This is a genomic window from Agromyces sp. Y182, from assembly GCF_059445385.1.
Window position 1 is genome coordinate 2,875,891 of the sequence record NZ_JCAIUF010000001.1, and the last position, 18,198, is coordinate 2,894,088.

At 68.4% G+C, this 18,198-nt stretch carries 20 protein-coding genes; 19 read left to right on the plus strand and 1 reads right to left on the minus strand.

Translation table 11 applies throughout. The annotated features are described in order from the left end of the window. Window positions 1–139 precede the first annotated feature (139 nt). From AC1C2R_RS13215 to glmM, 18 genes are all read left to right on the plus strand, one after another. A complete protein-coding gene (locus AC1C2R_RS13215; protein ID WP_495352946.1) occupies window positions 140–451 on the plus strand; it encodes a PTS sugar transporter subunit IIB in 312 nt (103 codons plus the stop codon). 88 nt (window positions 452–539) lie between these two features. Then, window positions 540–806 carry an HPr family phosphocarrier protein gene (locus tag AC1C2R_RS13220; RefSeq protein WP_495352947.1) on the plus strand — a complete coding sequence of 89 codons (267 nt, stop codon included), beginning with the start codon at window positions 540–542 and terminating at the stop codon, window positions 804–806. A gap of 45 nt (window positions 807–851) precedes the next feature. Next, window positions 852–2,534: a phosphoenolpyruvate--protein phosphotransferase gene (gene ptsP, locus AC1C2R_RS13225; protein WP_495380214.1), complete on the plus strand. Its 1,683-nt coding sequence runs from the start codon at window positions 852–854 to the stop codon at window positions 2,532–2,534. A gap of 19 nt (window positions 2,535–2,553) precedes the next feature. Continuing rightward, window positions 2,554–4,086, plus strand: a complete 1,533-nt coding sequence (locus AC1C2R_RS13230) for a PTS mannitol transporter subunit IIBC (protein WP_495352949.1) — start codon at window positions 2,554–2,556, stop codon at window positions 4,084–4,086. 30 nt (window positions 4,087–4,116) lie between these two features. Further along, window positions 4,117–4,557, plus strand: coding sequence for a PTS mannitol transporter subunit IIA (locus AC1C2R_RS13235; protein ID WP_495380215.1), 441 nt, complete (start codon window positions 4,117–4,119; stop codon window positions 4,555–4,557). Then, entirely contained in the window at window positions 4,554–5,705 is a 1,152-nt protein-coding gene (locus AC1C2R_RS13240; RefSeq protein WP_495380216.1) for a mannitol-1-phosphate 5-dehydrogenase, read from the plus strand. The genes AC1C2R_RS13235 and AC1C2R_RS13240 overlap by 4 nt, the downstream gene beginning before the upstream one ends. Before the next feature lie 200 nt (window positions 5,706–5,905). Continuing rightward, on the plus strand, window positions 5,906–6,127 hold the full coding sequence (gene infA, locus AC1C2R_RS13245; RefSeq protein ID WP_495352952.1) for a translation initiation factor IF-1: 222 nt from the start codon (window positions 5,906–5,908) through the stop codon (window positions 6,125–6,127). 68 nt (window positions 6,128–6,195) lie between these two features. Beyond that, window positions 6,196–6,312: a 50S ribosomal protein L36 gene (gene rpmJ / locus AC1C2R_RS13250; protein ID WP_282836964.1), complete on the plus strand. Its 117-nt coding sequence runs from the start codon at window positions 6,196–6,198 to the stop codon at window positions 6,310–6,312. A 179-nt stretch (window positions 6,313–6,491) separates the two neighbouring features. Beyond that, on the plus strand, window positions 6,492–6,866 hold the full coding sequence (rpsM, locus tag AC1C2R_RS13255; protein WP_495352953.1) for a 30S ribosomal protein S13: 375 nt from the start codon (window positions 6,492–6,494) through the stop codon (window positions 6,864–6,866). Between the two features lie 45 nt (window positions 6,867–6,911). After that, window positions 6,912–7,310, plus strand: a complete 399-nt coding sequence (gene rpsK, locus AC1C2R_RS13260; RefSeq protein WP_170024924.1) for a 30S ribosomal protein S11 — start codon at window positions 6,912–6,914, stop codon at window positions 7,308–7,310. Window positions 7,311–7,474: 164 nt separating this feature from the next. Continuing rightward, window positions 7,475–8,464 carry a DNA-directed RNA polymerase subunit alpha gene (locus tag AC1C2R_RS13265; protein ID WP_495352954.1) on the plus strand — a complete coding sequence of 330 codons (990 nt, stop codon included), beginning with the start codon at window positions 7,475–7,477 and terminating at the stop codon, window positions 8,462–8,464. Window positions 8,465–8,514: 50 nt separating this feature from the next. After that, window positions 8,515–9,051, plus strand: a complete 537-nt coding sequence (rplQ, locus tag AC1C2R_RS13270) for a 50S ribosomal protein L17 (protein WP_495380217.1) — start codon at window positions 8,515–8,517, stop codon at window positions 9,049–9,051. An 86-nt stretch (window positions 9,052–9,137) separates the two neighbouring features. Next, window positions 9,138–10,175, plus strand: a complete 1,038-nt coding sequence (locus AC1C2R_RS13275) for a GNAT family N-acetyltransferase (RefSeq protein ID WP_495380218.1) — start codon at window positions 9,138–9,140, stop codon at window positions 10,173–10,175. Window positions 10,176–10,298: 123 nt separating this feature from the next. Then, window positions 10,299–11,642 (plus strand): acyltransferase family protein, encoded by a 1,344-nt coding sequence (locus AC1C2R_RS13280; RefSeq protein ID WP_495380219.1) that lies wholly within the window; start codon window positions 10,299–10,301, stop codon window positions 11,640–11,642. Further along, on the plus strand, window positions 11,639–12,619 hold the full coding sequence (gene truA / locus AC1C2R_RS13285; RefSeq protein WP_495380220.1) for a tRNA pseudouridine(38-40) synthase TruA: 981 nt from the start codon (window positions 11,639–11,641) through the stop codon (window positions 12,617–12,619). Before AC1C2R_RS13280 ends, truA begins: the two co-directional genes overlap by 4 nt. Window positions 12,620–12,837: 218 nt before the next feature. Beyond that, the gene (rplM, locus tag AC1C2R_RS13290) at window positions 12,838–13,284 is read left to right on the plus strand and encodes a 50S ribosomal protein L13 (protein ID WP_495352959.1); all 447 of its coding nucleotides are present in this window, start codon (window positions 12,838–12,840) and stop codon (window positions 13,282–13,284) included. A 43-nt stretch (window positions 13,285–13,327) separates the two neighbouring features. Further along, window positions 13,328–13,813 carry a 30S ribosomal protein S9 gene (rpsI, locus tag AC1C2R_RS13295; RefSeq protein ID WP_495352960.1) on the plus strand — a complete coding sequence of 162 codons (486 nt, stop codon included), beginning with the start codon at window positions 13,328–13,330 and terminating at the stop codon, window positions 13,811–13,813. Between the two features lie 23 nt (window positions 13,814–13,836). Then, window positions 13,837–15,198 carry a phosphoglucosamine mutase gene (gene glmM, locus AC1C2R_RS13300; protein ID WP_495380221.1) on the plus strand — a complete coding sequence of 454 codons (1,362 nt, stop codon included), beginning with the start codon at window positions 13,837–13,839 and terminating at the stop codon, window positions 15,196–15,198. 84 nt (window positions 15,199–15,282) lie between these two features. Here glmM and coaA read toward each other — a convergent pair whose 3' ends face one another. Beyond that, window positions 15,283–16,239 carry a type I pantothenate kinase gene (gene coaA / locus AC1C2R_RS13305; protein ID WP_495352962.1) on the minus strand — a complete coding sequence of 319 codons (957 nt, stop codon included), beginning with the start codon at window positions 16,237–16,239 and terminating at the stop codon, window positions 15,283–15,285. A gap of 87 nt (window positions 16,240–16,326) precedes the next feature. Here coaA and glmS point away from each other — a divergent pair, with 87 nt between their 5' ends. Further along, window positions 16,327–18,177, plus strand: coding sequence for a glutamine--fructose-6-phosphate transaminase (isomerizing) (glmS, locus tag AC1C2R_RS13310; RefSeq protein ID WP_495380222.1), 1,851 nt, complete (start codon window positions 16,327–16,329; stop codon window positions 18,175–18,177). Window positions 18,178–18,198 lie beyond the last annotated feature (21 nt).

Below are 18,198 nucleotides of genomic sequence, written 5' to 3' on the forward strand. Positions count from 1 at the left end.
GAGAGGAGTTTCCGGGGGAGCGGAAGCGAATGTGCTGGAGCGAAGCCGCGACGGGGGCGGAGAATCGAGGTGATCGCGGCTCGGGCCGTGTGCGAGACGATCGACGGAGACCGCGAGCGGCGGGGCGAGGAGGCATCGGATGCGCATCATCGTGGTCTGCGGCGCCGGCGCTTCGAGCACCTTCGTCACCGTGCGTCTCCGGCGGGCCGCCGAAGCCCGCGGCCTGCCGCTGGAAGCGAAGGCGACGAGTCTGTCCGGGCTCGATGCCGTGCTGCCCGGAGCCGATCTGCTCCTCATCGGCGCGCACCTCGGCGATCAGCTCGACTCGCTCAGCGAACGCGCGGCCGCGGCATCCGTCGATGTCGCGCTCCTGCCCGACGATGCGGCCACCGCCGCCGACGGCGAGGCGCTGCTCGATCTCGCGCTCGCCGCGACCAGGACACGATCATGATCCGCCGCGCGGTGCTCACCGCTCCCTCACTCGCGGCGGAGGGCTATGGTGAACGAGGGAACGGACACTCGCGACGGAGACCGGAATCATGGCGGAACGAACAGTTCGAATCGGATCGACGCATGGCTTGCACGCACGGCCTGCCAAGCTCTTCACCCAAGCCGTCGCAGCCTCGGGCGCCACGGTCACGCTCAGCAAGGCCGGCGGCAAGCCGGTCAACGCGGCGAGCATCCTCGGGGTCATCTCGCAGGGCATCGATCACGGCGACGAAGTCACGCTCGTCGTCGAGGGCGGCGACGAACAGACGGTGCTCGACGAGCTCATCGAACTGCTCGGCACCGACCACGACGAGTAGGGCGGGGCATCCGTCTTCCTTCGATCCGACGACTCGAGAGGGCGAATGATGGAGATCACGGGCACCGGCATCGGCCAGGGGGTGGCCGTCGGGCCGGTGGTGCGGATGGCCGAGCGCCTGCCGGAGCCGGTCGACCGACCGAGCCATCTCGACCCCGAACGCGAAGGGGAGCGGGCGAGAGCCTCGCTCTCGGTCGTCGGGGCGGAGCTCGCCAGCCGCGGGGCCAAAGCCGGGGGAGCCGCGAAGGACGTGCTCGAGGCCCAGGCGATGATGGCCGAGGACCCGAGCCTCATCGACGAGGTGACGAAGCTGCTCGAGACGGGCAAGACCGCCGAGCGCGCCGTCTACGAGGCGTTCGCCGCCTACCGCAACCTGCTCGCCGGCATGGGCGGGTACATGGGCGAGCGCGCAGCCGATCTCGACGACATCTCCCAGCGCGTCATCGCGCACCTGCTGAAGCTTCCGGCCCCCGGTGTGCCGAATCCGGGGTATCCGTTCGTGCTCGTCGCCCGTGACCTCGCGCCCGCCGACACCGCGACGCTCGACCTCGGCCAGGTGCTCGGACTCGTGACCGTCGACGGCGGCCCGACCTCGCACACCGCGATCCTCGCCCGCGAGAAGTCCATCGTCGCGGTCGTCGGGGCAGCGGATGCCGCGAGCCTCGCCGACGGCGATACGGTCGTGGTCGACGCCGCGGGCGATGTCGTGATCGCCTCGCCCACGCCCGAGCAGCTCGCCGACGCGAAGGCCCGCATCGCGGAGCGCGCGGCGCTCGAGGCGGCGCCGGTGACTCCGGGCGCACTCGCCGGCGGCACTCCGGTGCCGCTCCTCGCGAACCTCGGTTCGGCCGACGGGGCCGCGGAGGCGCTCAAGCTCGGCGCCGAGGGCGTCGGGCTCTTCCGCACCGAGTTCCTCTTCCTCGACGCCGACAGCGCGCCGAGCGTCCGAGAGCAGCAGGAGCACTACACGAGGCTGCTCACGGCATTCGCGGGCAAGAAGGTCGTCGTGCGCGTGCTCGACGCCGGCGCCGACAAGCCGCTCGCCTTCCTCAACGACGCGCCCGAGGAGAACCCGGCACTCGGGCTCCGGGGCATCCGATCGCTTCGGCACTCCGAGGTCATCCTCCGGGAGCAGTTGACCGCGCTCGCCGCGGCCGACTCGGTGACCGACGCCGAGCTCTGGGTGATGGCGCCGATGATCGCGACGGTGGAAGAGACGCGGTACTTCACGGCGCTCGCCAAAGAGCTCGGCATCAGGGTCGCCGGTGTCATGGTGGAGACCCCGTCGGCGGCACTCATCGCGCGCCACGTGCTCGCCGCGTGCGACTTCGCCTCGATCGGTACGAACGACCTCACCCAGTACACGATGGCGGCCGACCGACTGCTCGGTACCGTCGCGAACCTGCAGAGCCCGTGGCATCCGGCCGTGTTGCGGCTGATCGCCGACGTGGGCGATGCAGGCGCCGAACTCGGCAAGCCCGTCGGGATCTGCGGCGAGGCCGCCGCCGACCCGCTGCTCGCCGTCGTGCTCGTGGGACTCGGTGCCACGAGCCTGTCGATGTCACCATCGGCACTCGCAGATGTCCGCGCATCCCTCGCGCGGTACAGCCTGAGCGAGGCGAAAGCGCTTGCGCAGGCAGCCCTGGCCGCTGAGGGAGCGGCCGAAGCCCGAGCGGCGGCTGACGCAGCCGCCACCGACATCACCACGACCCGGGAATCCGCGTCGTGACCATCAGAGAGGCATCAAAATGACGACGACGTCATCGGACACGAAGCGGCCAGGGGGAGGCCGGGTAGCCGTCCAGAAGTTCGGCACCTTCCTCAGCGGCATGATCATGCCGAACATCGCGGCATTCATCGCGTGGGGGTTCATCACCGCCCTGTTCATCGAAGCCGGACCGTTCCCGGTTCCGGCGCTCGGCGGCTTCCCCGACGCCGACGGCAATGAGTACGTCGGCCTCGTCGGCCCGATGATCACCTACCTCCTGCCGCTGCTCATCGCCAACACGGGCGGGCGCATGGTCTACGACACCCGAGGCGGTGTCGTCGGCACCATCGCGACCATGGGTGTGATCGTCGGCGCGGGCATCCCGATGTTCATCGGCGCCATGATCATGGGCCCTCTCGCCGCGTGGATCATGAAGCAGCTCGACAAGCTGTGGGAGGGCAAGATCAAGGCCGGCTTCGAGATGCTGGTGAACAACTTCTCGGCCGGCATCCTCGGACTGTTGCTCGCGCTCGCCGGCTTCTTCGCGTTCGCGCCGGCCGTCGAGTTCGTCAGCAACGGCCTCGAGGCCGCGGTGAACTGGCTCGTGGTCGCGGGACTGCTGCCGCTCGTGTCGATCCTCGTCGAGCCCGGCAAGGTCCTCTTCCTGAACAACGCGATCAACCACGGCGTGTTCACGCCGCTCGGCATCCAGCAGTCGGAGGAGACCGGCAAGTCGATCCTGTTCCTCATCGAGGCGAACCCCGGCCCCGGCCTCGGCATCCTGCTCGCGTTCGCGATCTTCGGTGTCGGCATGGCCAGGGCGAGTGCGCCCGGTGCGATCATCATCCAGTTCTTCGGCGGCATCCACGAGATCTACTTCCCGTACGTGCTGATGAAGCCGATGCTGATCCTCGCTGCGATCGCCGGCGGTATGACGGGTGTCGCGACGAACGTGCTCTTCCAGTCGGGGCTGCGTGCTCCCGCCGCACCGGGGTCGATCATCGCGGTGCTGCTCCAGACTGCGAACGACAGCTACCTCGGAGTCATCCTCTCGGTGGTCTTCGCCGCGACCGTCTCGTTCCTCGTCTCCGCGGTGATCCTCAGGGCGAGCCGCAAGCGCGACCTCGCGAAGGAAGACGCCGGCGATCTCTCGGCGGCCATCGCGAAGACACAGGCGAACAAGGGCAAGTCGAGCAGCGTCTTGGCAGACCTCCAAGCCGACGGTGCGGCCGCCGGCGGTGCCCTGCTGGGCGAGGGCGAGGCTGCGGCGTTCGAGCGGAAGCCGATTCACAAGATCATCTTCGCCTGCGACGCCGGCATGGGCTCGAGCGCCATGGGCGCGACAGTGCTGCGCAACAAGATCAAGAAGGCAGGCATCGACAGTGTCGACGTCACGAACAAGTCGATCGCCAGCCTCACCGACGACGTCGACCTCGTGGTCACCCACCAGGACCTCACCGACCGGGCACGACTGCAGTCGCCGAACGCCCTGCACATCTCGGTCGACAACTTCATGAACTCGCCGAAGTACGACGAGATCGTGCACTTGCTGGAATCCGAAGGCGTGCGCTGAAAGGCCAGCGCCGATAGAAAGGAACGGCCCATGACCGAACAGATCCTCTCTCCTGAGAACGTGCGGCTCGTACCTCGTGCGGCCGACCGAGACCAGGCGATCCGCGACGCCGGCGGCATCCTCGTCGATGCCGGCGCGGTGCGCCCGGACTACCTCGACTCGATGCTCGAGCGGGAGGGATCCGTCTCGACCTACATGGGCAACTTCCTCGCCATCCCGCACGGCACGAACGAGGGCAAGGACGCGATCGTGCGCTCCGCGCTCTCGTTCGTGCGGTACGACGAGCCTCTCGACTGGGGCGGCGAGCCGGTGCGCTTCGTCGTCGGCATCGCCGGGCTCGAGAACGAGCACCTCGAGATCCTCTCCAAGATCGCGATCATCTTCTCCGACGACGACTCGGTGCAGGCGCTCGTCGACGCCGGGTCTGCGGAGGAGATCTTCGCACTCCTCTCGGAGGTCAACGACTCGTGAAAGCCGTGCACTTCGGCGCCGGCAACATCGGGCGCGGCTTCGTCGGTCTCCTGCTGCACGAGGCGGGCTACGAGGTCGTGTTCGCCGACGTGAACGCCGAGCTGATCGATGCGCTCGCGGCATCCGACCACTACACCGTGCACGAGGTCGGCGCCGGCGACCGCGACCGGGTCGTCGACGACTATCGCGCCGTCAACAGTGCGACGGATGCCGCGGCGCTCGCCGCCGAGCTCGAGACCGCCGACCTCGCGACCACCGCGGTCGGGCCGACCATCCTGCGCTTCATCGCCCCGCACCTTGTGACCGCGCTGCGTGCGCGGGCCGCCGAGGCCCCGCCGCTGGCGATCATGGCCTGCGAGAACGCGATCAACGCCACCGACGTGCTGCGAGACGAGATGGCCACGCTCGTCACCGAATCGGAGTGGCCGGCGCTCGCCGCACGCGCGGTGTTCGCGAACACCGCGGTCGACCGGATCGTGCCGGCGCAGGCGCCCGGCGCGGGGCTCGACGTCACCGTCGAGACCTTCTTCGAATGGGCGATCGAACGCCAGCCGTTCGGTGCGGTGGCGCCCGCGATCCCCGGCGCGCACTTCGTCGCCGACCTCGCACCGTACATCGAGCGCAAACTCTTCACGGTGAACACCGGGCACGCGGCGACGGCCTACTTCGGGTTCCTCGCGGGGCACGAGCGCATCGCCGAGGCGCTCGCCGATCCGGCCGTGGCCAGTGCCGTCGAGCGCGTGCTCATCGAGACCTCCGCGCTCATCGTCGACAAGCACGAGTTCAGTGAGGCGCAGCAGGCCGAATACCGGGCGGCCATCCTCGAGCGCTTCCGCAACCCCGAGCTGCCCGACACCGTCGAGCGTGTGGGGCGCCAGCCGCTGCGCAAGCTCGGGAGGCACGAGCGGTTCATCGGTCCGGCGGCCGAACTCGCCGAGCGCGGCGGCTCGGTCGACGGCCTCCTCGCCGCGGTCGGCGCCGCCCTGCGCTTCGATGTGCCGACCGACCCCGAGAGCGTCGAGCTGCAGGCACTGCTGCCGGCGCGCGACGCCACGGAGCTCGTGCACGAGGTGACGGGCATCGAGGCGGGGCATCCGCTCGAGGCCGCGCTCATCGCCGTGTTCACGGACGCGCAGTCGACCGCGTGAAGCGCCGTCGGCGCGGCATCCGTGGCTCAACTGGCGAAGTGGGCACGAATCGCCTATAGTTGACCCTTGGTGTTCTGCACGCCTGCTTCGGCATGCCTGACGGTCTGTGTTCCCACAGATCTTCTGTGTCCTGACGGGGCTGCGTTCTGCGCAGAACCATCGCACGACCAGCATCCCAAACTCCAAGCGATAGTGAGGCTATGGCCAAGAAAGACGGCGTCATCGAGATTGAAGGCTCGGTCACCGAGGCCCTTCCGAACGCGATGTTCCGGGTGGAACTCTCGAACGGGCACAAGGTCCTCGCGCACATTTCAGGGAAGATGCGCCAGCACTACATCCGCATCCTCCCCGGAGACCGCGTGATCGTGGAGCTGAGCCCATACGATCTGACGCGCGGCCGCATCGTCTACCGCTACAAGTAAGGGCTGTTCGGAAAGTAACGGCTCGCGGCGTCCCGCGGGTACGAGGACAGCGAAATCAAGGAACAATCGTGAAGGTCAACCCCAGCGTCAAGCCCATCTGCGACCACTGCAAGGTGATTCGCCGCCACGGCCGCGTCATGGTCATCTGCAAGGCCAACCCGCGCCACAAGCAGCGTCAGGGCTAGTCGCAGACAAGGGGCGCACGCGCCCCGCTCCCCACAACTGAACATATCGGCAGCGCCAGAAGTATCGATCTCGATACGCCGCTTCGCGGCTACTCGATCAGCGATACGGACACCTCGGGTCGGAGGCCCGGGCACCGGCGTTGTTCCACACCTCCACTTCGAAACAGGAGAAGCCACACATGGCACGTCTGGCAGGAGTCGACATCCCGCGCGAAAAGCGCGTGGAGATCGCACTGACTTACATCTACGGCGTCGGCCGCACGCGAGCGCTCACCACGCTCGCCGAGACCGGCATCGACGGAAACATTCGCGTGAAGGACCTCAGCGACGAGCAGCTCATCGCCCTCCGCGACTACATCGAGGTCAACTTCAAGGTTGAGGGTGACCTGCGCCGTGAGGTGGCAGCCGACATCCGCCGCAAGGTCGAGATCGGCTCCTACGAGGGCATCCGCCACCGTCGCGGTCTCCCGGTCCGAGGCCAGCGCACCAAGACCAACGCTCGCACCCGCAAGGGACCGAAGCGCACCGTGGCCGGCAAGAAGAAGGCTCGCTAGGCCGAGGCCTAAGCGATCCAGCGCCTCTAGGATTCAGGAGAAATCATGGCAGCACCCAAGACGGCAGCTCGCAAGCCGCGCAAGAAGGAAAAGAAGAACATCGCAGTGGGCCAGGCCCACATCAAGTCGACGTTCAACAACACGATCGTCTCGATCACCGACACCAACGGTGCCGTGATCAGCTGGGCTTCCTCCGGCGGCGTCGGCTTCAAGGGCTCGCGCAAGTCGACCCCGTTCGCCGCGCAGCTGGCCGCAGAGTCGGCCGCCCGCCAGGCGCAGGAGCACGGCATGAAGAAGGTGGACGTCTTCGTCAAGGGCCCCGGCTCGGGCCGCGAGACCGCGATCCGTTCCCTTCAGGCCGCAGGGCTCGAGGTCGGCAGCATCAACGACGTGACGCCCCAGGCGCACAACGGATGCCGCCCGCCCAAGCGCCGTCGCGTCTGATTCTCACGTTGGTCGAGTAGGGCGCTCGCGCCCGTATCGAGACCCCGCGGTCTCGATACGGCCCTGAGGGGCCTACTCGACCAGCGATCCGTTCTCTCACTCAACTCAAGATCCTCGTACTCGCAGGTGTCATATAGCGGACACCCTGCCGAAAGGAATCAACAGTGCTGATCGCACAGCGCCCGACGCTCACCGAAGAGAACATCTCGGAGTTCCGTTCGCGTTTCGTGATCGAGCCCCTCGAGCCGGGCTTCGGTTACACCCTGGGCAACTCGCTCCGTCGCACCCTCCTCTCCTCGATCCCCGGCGCAGCCGTGACGAGCATCCGCATCGACGGCGTGCTCCACGAGTTCTCGACCGTTCCGGGCGTGAAGGAGGATGTCACCGAGATCATCCTCAACATCAAGAACCTGGTCGTCTCCAGCGAGCACGACGAGCCGATCACCGCCTACCTGCGCAAGCAGGGTTCGGGTGAGGTCACCGCCGCCGACATCTCGGCTCCGGCCGGCGTCGAGGTGCACAACCCCGAGCTCGTCATCGCGACGCTCAACGACTCGGCGAAGTTCGAGCTCGAGCTCACGATCGAGCGCGGCCGCGGCTACGTCTCGGCCAGCCAGAACCGCAACGAGTACTCAGAGGCCGGCCAGATCCCGGTCGACTCGATCTACTCACCGGTGCTCAAGGTCACCTACCGCGTCGAGGCCACCCGTGCCGGCGAGCGCACCGACTTCGACCGCCTCGTGGTCGACGTCGAGTCGAAGGCGGCCATCACGCCGCGCGACGCGATCGCCTCGGCGGGCCGCACGCTCACCGAGCTGTTCGGCCTCGCCCGCGAGCTGAACACCGCCGCCGAGGGCATCGAGATCGGCCCCGCGCCGGTCGACGCCGTGCTCTCCAGCGAGCTCTCGATTCCGATCGAAGACCTCGACCTGTCGGTGCGCAGCTACAACTGCCTGAAGCGCGAGGGCATCAACACGGTGTCCGAGCTCGTCGCCCTGTCGGAGTCGCAGCTCATGAACATCCGCAACTTCGGTCAGAAGTCGGTGGATGAGGTCAAGGACAAGCTCACCGAAATGGGTCTGTCGCTCAAGGACTCGGTCCCCGGGTTCGATGGCGCCCACTTCTACACGGGCTTCGACGACGAGAACAACTAGGCAGGCACTGCGCCCGCCCACCCACCCCCACCTACTGGAGAGAACGAACCATGCCGAAGCCCACGAAGGGCCCCCGCCTCGGAGGCGGCCCCGCCCACGAGCGGTTGATGCTCGCGAACCTCGCTGCTGCGCTGTTCACGCACAAGCGCATCACCACGACCGAGACGAAGGCCAAGCGCCTGCGTCCGCTCGCCGAGCGTCTGGTGACGTTCGGCAAGCGCGGTGACCTGCACGCGCGTCGTCGTGTGCTCGGTGTCATCGGCGACAAGACCGTCGTGCACGAGCTGTTCACGGTCATCGCACCGCAGGTCGCCGACCGTGAAGGCGGTTACACCCGCATCACGAAGATCGGCAACCGAAAGGGCGACAACGCGCCCATGGCGGTCATCGAGCTCGTGCTCGAGCCCGTGACCCCGAAGAAGCGCGCAGCCAAGCCGGCCGCCGCCGAGGCGCCCGTCGCCGAGGATGCTCCGGCCGAGGTCGTCGAGGAGACCGAGGTCGTCGAGACCGAGGCTGCTGCCGATGAGACGGCCGAGGCTGTCGCCGACGAGGCGCCCGCCGAGACCGAGGCCGCCGAGGCCAAGTAGTCTCGACACTCGTTCACGAAGGCCTCGGTGCGATTGCACCGGGGCCTTCTGCGTGCCGCGCACGTGTCGCCGTCTAGGCTGAAAGTGTGACCGAGCACGACTTGCCGCCGCTCTTCGAGCGCATCGCGGCTCCCGAGACGCTCCCGCCCCTTTCGCATCCCGACGTCGAGGCATGGCGCCCGGTCGGCGACGACGACCTCGACCTGCTCGTCGCACTCGAGGCGGCCATGGCGGCAGTCGACCATCCCGAGTACGCGGTGCCGCGCGAGGAGCTCGCCGACGACCTCGGGATGTCGTTCGTCGACCGCGAGCTCGATACGGTCGTCGGGCTCGATGCCGACGGTCGGGCGGTGGCGTGGGGCATTGCGTACCACCCGCCGGTGCACGACACGCTCGTGCGCACGATTCTCGCGGGCGGCGTGCATCCTGAGCTGCGTCGTCGCGGCATCGGCCGGGTCCTCCTCGAATGGCAGCGCGCTCGGGGAGAGCAGCAGCTCGCGGCATCCGACCTGCGGCTACCCGGCTGGATCATGGCCTTCACCGACGACCGCGCGCACGGAGCCGGTCCGTTGTTCGAGTCGTCGGGGTTCAGCGTTGCGCGGTACTTCGCGGGCTTGCGCCGTGACCTCGGGGAGCCGATCGACGATGCTCGCCCCGGCGACGGTGTTCGCATCGAGATGCTGACGTCATCGCGGGTCGACGAGGTGCGAGAGGCTCGCAACGACGCGTTCCGCGATCACTGGGGCAGCCAGCCGACATCCGAAGAGCAATGGCGGGCCTTCGCCTCGAGCGCGGTGTTCCGCCCCGATCTCTCGGTCGTGGCCGTCGAAGAGGCGAGCGACCGTGTCGTGGGGTTCGTCCTCGCCGAAGTGAAGGAAGACGGCTGGGCCGGGCAGGGCTTCTCGAGTGCGCACATCCCGTTGGTCGGCGTGGTGCGCGGCCAACGCGGGCGCGGCATCGCGAAGGCGCTGCTGGCGACCCACCTCGCGGCCGCCGGTGCCGCCGGGCTCGAGTACTCCACGCTCGAGGTCGACGCCGCGAGCCCCACCGGTGCATTCGCCCTGTACGAGCGCATGGGGTTCAGGGCGGCGACCAGCGAAACCAGCTACACGATCGTGGTGTAGCGCTCCGGCTGCTCGCGGCATCCGTTCGCACGGTTCCGTTGTCCACAGCGGCATGGGGCTCGATCGCGTTTCTGCCAGAATCGGTGCTCGACGCCCGCCATCCGGTGGGTGAGAGGGAGTCGCATGTCCACGCTTCGGGTTCCGGTCGACCGCGATCTGTCGATCGACTTCGCCCGAGCGCTCTGCCTTCCCGTCGTGGTGCTGCTGCACGCCTTGCAGATGGGCATCGGCGGCTCGCCGTTGCGGGCGTTCAACGCGCTCGACGGCTTCGAGCCGCTCGCCTGGGCGACCTGGCCGCTCATGATCATGCCGGTCTTCTTCATCTGCGGCGGGTTCGCCTCGATCACCCAATGGCGGCGGCTTCGCGGCCACGGCGAGACGGTCGCGCACTACGTGCGGCTGCGCGCGATCCGGCTCGCACGTCCCGTGGTCTCGGTGGTCGCAGCCGTGGGCGTCGTGCTCGCGGCGATGCTCGTCGGCGGTGCCGACTTCGAGTTCATGCGCACCTTCGCCATGCGGCTCGCCGAGCCGTTGTGGTTCATCCCCGTGTACATCGCATGCACGGCTCTCGTGCCCGTCATGTCGACGTTGCATCGGCACGTGCCGTGGGTGGCATATCTCGGGCTCGCGGGCGGGGTCGTCGCGGTCGATGTGGCGACACGTGCTGCCGGCCTTCCTGTTGGGCCGCTCAACTGGCTGTTCGTGTGGCTCTTCGCGCAGCAGCTCGGTTTCGGGCTGCGCGACGGCTGGTTCGCCCGACGCTCCCGTATCGTGCTCTGGACCATGGCGGCCGCGAGTTACGGCGTGATCGCGGTGCTCGTCACGGTGTTCGGGTATTCGCACGACATGCTCGACAACCTGAACCCGCCCACCCTGTGCATCCTGGCATTGGCAGTCGGGCAGGTTTCGCTGTTCGCACTGGCGCAGCCGGCGATCCGCCGTGCGATGCAGCGCAGGGCGGTGCTCGGCGGCGTCTACGTCTTCGGTGTGTACGGCATGGTCATCTACCTCTGGCACACATTCGCCATGGCCGTCGTCGTCGGCGGTCAAGCCCTGCTCGGCTTGGCGTTTCCGCCGGTGCTCTCGCCGGCATGGTGGGCGACGCGCCCGATCTGGATCGCGGCGATCGCGCTCGTGGTGGCGTTGTGCTGCCTCGTGGTTCCCAGGTTCGAGGCGCGTTGGCCTGCCCCCGGTGAGCGCAGCACGCCGCTCGCCGCGGTCATCGTATGGACCGTGATCGCGATCGTCGGTGTGGGCGTCATCCTCACGCGGGGGTACCTGCCATGGCAGGTCGGACTCACGGGTTGGGCGCTCGTGACCGGTGCGGTCGTGATGCTCACCATCGGAGGTCCGGGTGCGCGGGTCGCCGTCGCACCGCCATCCCGGCGGGCACCCGCCGAAACGGCGGCGCCAGGGGTCAAGGGCAGTGCGCGAGACGGTGATTCCGACCCTAGGCTGGTGCGGTGATCGAACGAGCGGATGCCGCGGGCGGGCTGCACCTCGACGAGGTGAGTGAGTCGGACGCGGCGGGCAACGTCGACGTCGAGTCATCCGTGGTGCGCCTTCGACTCGGCATCGCCTACGACGGTACCGACTTCAACGGGTGGAGCCGCCAGCCGAGGCAGCGCACCGTGCAGGGGGTGCTCGAAGACGCGCTCGCGACCCTGTTCAGGCGCACGGGTGCGGCTCCAACGCTCACGGTCGCCGGGCGCACCGATGCCGGCGTGCATGCGATCGGGCAGGTTGCGCACCTCGATGTTCCAGTGGATGCGTTGCGGGCAGTGACGCGGCCGCGACGAGGCCACCCGGCCGAGGTTGCGAGCGAGGCGGGTGTGCTCGCACGACGACTCACCGGCATCCTCGGGGCGGGCGCCGATGTCGTCGTCAACGGCATCGATCGTGCGCCTCACGGGTTCGACGCCCGGTTCTCGGCGATGTGGCGCCGGTACGAGTACCGCGTCGCCGATGCATCCGCTCGACGCGACCCGCTCGAGCGGCGTCGCACCGTCGCCATCCCGCGTGCCCTCGACGACCGGGCGATGTCGGCGGCGGCCGAGTCGCTCGTCGGCCTGCACGATTTCGCGGCGTTCTGCAAGCCGCGCGCCGAGGCGACGACGATCCGAACGCTGCAGTCCTATCGGTGGCGCCGAGACGCCGACGGGGTGCTCGTGGCGTCGTTGCAGGCCGACGCCTTCTGCCGCTCGATGGTGCGCGCGTTGATCGGCGCGGTGGTTGCAGTGGGCGAGGGGCGTCTTGGCGTGGAATCACCCCTGGAACTGCTTCGTGCGGGGCAGCGGACGAGCGCCTTCAAGGTCATGCCTGCGAAGGGTCTGGTGCTGACCGAGGTCGGATACCCCGATGACCACGAGCTCGAGGCGCGGGCGGCGCAGACCCGTGCGCGGCGCGCGCTCCGGGCGCATCCGATCGACGCAGAGCTGCGCTAACGCAGCTGTGGTGACGCAGAGCTGTGCTGACGCAGACTGCGGCTCACCCGCGGGATTGGACGCCCGCGCCTCGACCCGCTAAGCTTTCCCTTTGGTGTCGTCCTCTGCGGCGACATGCGAAGTTGAGCCCTCCACCAGGGCGTTCGAACGCATCGCGGGCGAACACCCACCGGAGTGGGATTCACGAACCCCTCACTCGATCAGAAAGCAGCACTTCCGTGACGCGCACTTTCACTCCCAAGCCGTCCGACATCCAGCATGACTGGGTCGTCATCGACGCAACCGACATCGTGCTCGGTCGCCTCGCGAGCCACACCGCAGCCCTGCTGCGCGGCAAGCACAAGGCGATCTTCGCGAACCACGTCGACACCGGTGACTTCGTCATCATCGTCAACGCCGACAAGGTGGCCCTCACCGGCCAGAAGCTCGAGCAGAAGAAGGCCTACCGCCACTCGGGGTACCCGGGCGGCCTCAAGGCCGTCAGCTACGCCGAGCTCCTCGAGAAGAACCCCGTCCGCGCCGTCGAGAAGGCGATCCGCGGCATGCTCCCGAAGAACTCGCTCGGTCGGGCCCAGCTCAAGAAGCTGAAGGTCTACACCGGGCCGGAGCACCCGCACTCGGCTCAGCAGCCGAAGCCGTACACCCTCACCCAGGTCGCCCAGTAATTCCGGCACCCTCGACGTTCTCGAAATAAGGATTCACACCACCATGGCGAAGATCGCAGACCAGATCGAAGCGGCTCCCGAGAGCTACACCACCGAGAGCGCCGCTGAGGCCGCTCCCAGCACCCCCCGCCCCGTGCTCACCGTGCCCGGTGCCGCCGTCGGTCGCCGCAAGCAGGCGATCGCCCGTGCGCGCCTCGTTCCCGGCGCCGGCAGCATCACCGTCAACGGTCGCGAGCTCGCGGCCTACTTCCCGAACAAGCTGCACCAGCAGCTCATCACCGATCCCTTCACGGTGCTCGAGCTCACCGGCTCCTACGACGTGGTCGCGAAGATCACGGGCGGCGGCCCCTCGGGCCAAGCCGGCGCACTGCGCCTCGCCATCGCTCGTGCGCTCAACGAGATCGACCGCGAGAACAACCGTGCGACGCTCAAGAAGTCGGGCTTCCTCACGCGTGACGCTCGCGTCATCGAACGCAAGAAGGCCGGTCTCAAGAAGGCCCGCAAGGCGCCGCAGTTCTCGAAGCGCTGATCTCAGCGCCCGGATCTCCGTAGATGCCTCGGCTTTTCGGAACCGACGGGGTCCGGGGCCTGGCCAACCGTGAACTCACGGCTGACCTCGCCCTGGGCCTCGCTCAGGCTGCTGCCGCCGTCCTCACTCAGGGGCGGCACGCAGAAGGGCGTCGAGCCGCCGGCCGGCGGCCCGTCGCGGTCGTGGCGCGCGACCCGCGCGTATCCGGTGAGTTCCTTACCGCTGCCGTCTCGGCCGGCCTCGCCGCCTCGGGGGTCGACGTGCTCGATGCCGGTGTCATCCCGACGCCGGCTACCGCGTTCCTGATCGACTCGATCCGCGCCGATTTCGGCGTGATGATCTCGGCATCGCACAATCCCGCGCCCGACAACGGCATCAAGTTCTTCTCGTTCGGCGGTACGAAGCTCCCCGACGAGGTCGAAGACCGCATCGAGTCCTTCCTCGGCCGGCCGAAGCTCGCTCCGGTCGGCGACGGCGTCGGGCGAATCCGCCGCTTCGCCGATGCCGAAGACCGCTACGTCGTGCATCTGCTCGGCACGCTGCCCCACCGGCTCAACGGACTGAAGGTCGTGCTCGACTGCGCGCACGGCGCTGCCGCTGGCGTCTCGCCCGAGACGTTCACCGACGCCGGAGCCGACGTCATCGTCATCGGAGCCGACCCCGACGGCATGAACATCAACGACGGCGTGGGGTCGACCCACCTCGAGCAACTCCAGGCGGCCGTGGTCGAGCACGGGGCCGATCTCGGCATCGCCCATGACGGCGACGCCGACCGCTGCCTCGCTGTCGACGCCGACGGCAACGTCATCGATGGCGACCAGATCATGGCGATCCTCGCGGTGTCGATGAAAGAACGCGGCACACTGACCGACGACACGCTCGTCGTGACGGTCATGTCGAACCTCGGCCTGCGTCGCGCGATGGCCGAACGAGGCATCCGCGTCGTCGAGACCAAGGTCGGCGATCGCTACGTGCTCGAAGCGCTCGCGGCCGAAGGGCTCGCGCTCGGCGGCGAGCAATCGGGCCACGTGATCATGAGCGAGTTCGCCACGACCGGCGACGGCGTACTGACCGGCCTGCACCTCGCGGCCGAGATGGCGCGCACCGGCAAGACGATCGCCGAGCTCGCCTCGGTCATGACGGTCTACCCGCAGGTGCTCGTGAATGTGCGCGGCGTCGACCACCACGCGCTCGGTGACGATGCGGCGATCGCTGCCGCGGTCGCCGCGGTCGAGGCCGAGCTCGGCGACTCCGGGCGGGTCCTCCTGCGCCCCTCCGGCACCGAGCCGATGGTGCGCGTCATGGTCGAAGCCGCCGACCAAGAGGCCGCCGAGCGACACGCTGAGACGCTCGCGGCCGTCGTCAGGCAACGACTGTCCCTCTGACGTTCCCGAGTCGCCCGGGCCTGTGCCTCATCGGGCAACTCGATGCGCGACGCCGGCGGATGCCGCGGCATCCGTTCGGGGCGCTCAGAGCTTGCGCAGCAGCACGCTCGAGACGGTGTGATCAGAGCCCTTACGAAGCACGAGGGATGCGCGCGACCGCGTCGGGCGGATGTTCTGCAGCAGGTTCGGCTCATTGATGGTGTGCCAGATCTCGCGTGCCCGCGCACGCGCCTCGGCTTCGGTGAGGCTCGCGTAGCGATGGAAGTACGAGCGCGGGTTCGCGAAGGCTCCGCGCTGGAGCTTCAGGAAGCGTTCTTCGTACCAGCGCGCGATGTCGCTCGTGCGCGCATCGACGTAGATCGTGAAGTCGAAGAGGTCGCTCACGGCAAGACGATGACCGGGGCCGGGCGGCTGCAGCACGTTCAGGCCCTCGACGATGAGCACGTCGGGTCGACGCACGGTGACCTGCGCGTCGTTCACGATGTCGTAGGCGAGGTGCGAGTAGAACGGCGCGCGCACTTCGGCCGCACCGGCTTTCACCTCGCTCACGAAGCGGAGCAGTGCACGGCGGTCGTACGACTCGGGGAAACCCTTGCGAGCCATGAGGCCGCGCCGTTCGAGCTCGGCGTTCGGGAACAGGAACCCGTCGGTCGTGATGAGTTCGACGCGCGGCGTGTGCTCCCAGCGAGCGAGGAGTTCGCGCAGCAATCGGGCGATCGTCGACTTGCCGACGGCGACCGAGCCGGCGACGCCGATGACGAACGGTGTCGACTCGAAGCGCTCGCGCAGGAACTCGCTCGTGACCTTGTGCAGCGACTTCGTGCCGCCGACGTAGAGGTTCAGCAACCGGCTGAGCGGCAGGTAGACCTCGGCGACCTCTCGGGGGTCGAGCGGTTCGCCGAGACCGCGCAGTTGCACGATCTCGGTCTCGCGCAATGGGGAGGGCATCGACGGTGCGAGCGCGGCCCAGTCGGCTCGATCGAGTTCGATGAACGGGGAGATCTGCGCCGCGGGCGACGACTGGCTCTGCGGATCAGGCACCGTGCCAGTGTAGTCAGCCGCTCGGGCACGGCGCCCGGGCGGCGACGGCGGGGGAGTGCACAGTGGCGCGCCAGTACAATCACTCCCATGTGTGGAATCGTCGGGTACGTCGGAGAGCGCAACAGCCTCGACGTCCTTATGGGAGGCCTTCGCCGCCTCGAATACCGTGGCTACGACTCAGCGGGAGTGGCGGTCGTCGACGACGACGGTGCCATCGAGACCGCGAAGCGGGCCGGCAAGCTCCAGGTGCTCGCCGACGAACTCACCGCGAACCCGCTGCACCGCGGCGGTACCGGCATCGGCCACACGCGATGGGCGACGCACGGCGGGCCCACCGATCGCAATGCGCACCCGCATCTCGGCGATGAGGGCCGGCTCGCCCTCATCCACAACGGCATCATCGAGAACTTCTCCGAGCTGAAGGCCGAGCTCGAGAGCGAGGGCTTCACCTTCGAGAGCGAGACCGACACCGAGGTCGCCGCCGTCCTCCTCGGCAGGGAGTACCGGGCGACCGGCGACCTGCGCGAGGCGTTCCGCAGGATCGTGTCCCGACTCGATGGCGCATTCACTCTGCTGGCCGTGCACCGTGACGAGCCGGGCGTCGTCGTCGGCGCCCGCCGCAACTCCCCGCTCGTGATCGGACTCGGCGAGGGCGAGAACTTCCTGGGTTCGGATGTCGCGGCCTTCGTCGAGTACACGAAGCGCGCTGTGGCGATCGGCCAGGACCAGATCGTGACGATCACCGCCGGCGATGTCGTGGTCACCGACTTCGACGGGCAGCCGGTCGAGGTCGAGCCGTTCGACGTCGCGTGGGACGCGTCCGCCTCCGAGAAGGGCGGCTGGTCCTCGTTCATGCGCAAGGAGGTCTCGGAGCAGCCCGAGGCCGTGCGGAACACGCTGCTGGGCCGCGTCGTCGACGGCCAGGTCGTGATTCCCGAACTCGAGTCGTTCGGCGATGACGAGCTGCGCGGCATCCGTCGCATCACCGTCATCGCGTGCGGCACCGCCGCCTATGCGGGAATGGTCGCGAAGTACGCGATCGAGCAGTGGGCACGGGTGCCGGTCGAGGTCGACCTCAGCCACGAGTTCCGCTATCGCGAACCGGTGCTCGATGCGGACACGCTCGTCGTCTCGATCAGCCAGTCGGGCGAGACCATGGACACGCTCATGGCCGTGAAGTACGCGCGTGAGCACGGAGCGCGAACGATTTCGATCTGCAATACGCAGGGGGCGACGATTCCCCGCGAGTCCGACGCGGTCGTCTACACGCGCGCCGGGCCCGAGGTCGCAGTGGCCTCCACGAAGGCGTTCGTCGCGCAGATCGCGGCGCTCTACCTCTTCGGCCTGCATCTCGCACGGGTGCGCGGCACGCTCTCCGCCGATGCGCTCGCGATGCAGTTGGAAGAGCTGGCAGCGGTGCCCGAGAAGCTCGAGGTCGTGCTCGCCGAGTCCGAGAAGGTCGCGCAGCTCGCGCACTGGATGGCCGACACGCGTTCGGTGCTCTTCCTCGGCCGTCACGTCGGCTACCCGATCGCGCTCGAGGGTGCGCTGAAGCTCAAGGAGCTCGCGTACATCCATGCCGAGGGCTTCGCCGCCGGTGAGCTCAAGCACGGCCCGATCGCACTCATCGAACCGGGCCAGCCCGTGTTCGTGGTCGTGCCGAGCCCGCGCGGCTCCGCGGCCCTGCACCCGAAGGTCGTCTCGAACATCCAGGAGATCCGCGCCCGCGGCGCTCGCGTGATCGCGATTGCCGAGGCCGGTGACGCCGCAGTGCTGCCGTTCGCCGACGAGGTGCTGCGCATCCCGCTTGCGGCGCCGCTCTTCGAGCCCTTGCTCGCCGTCGTGCCCTTGCAGATCTTCGCGATGGAACTCTCGCAGGCGAAGGGGCTCGATGTCGACCAGCCGCGGAACCTCGCGAAGTCGGTCACGGTCGAGTGAGCCGGCTGCGGGAGGTGGCGC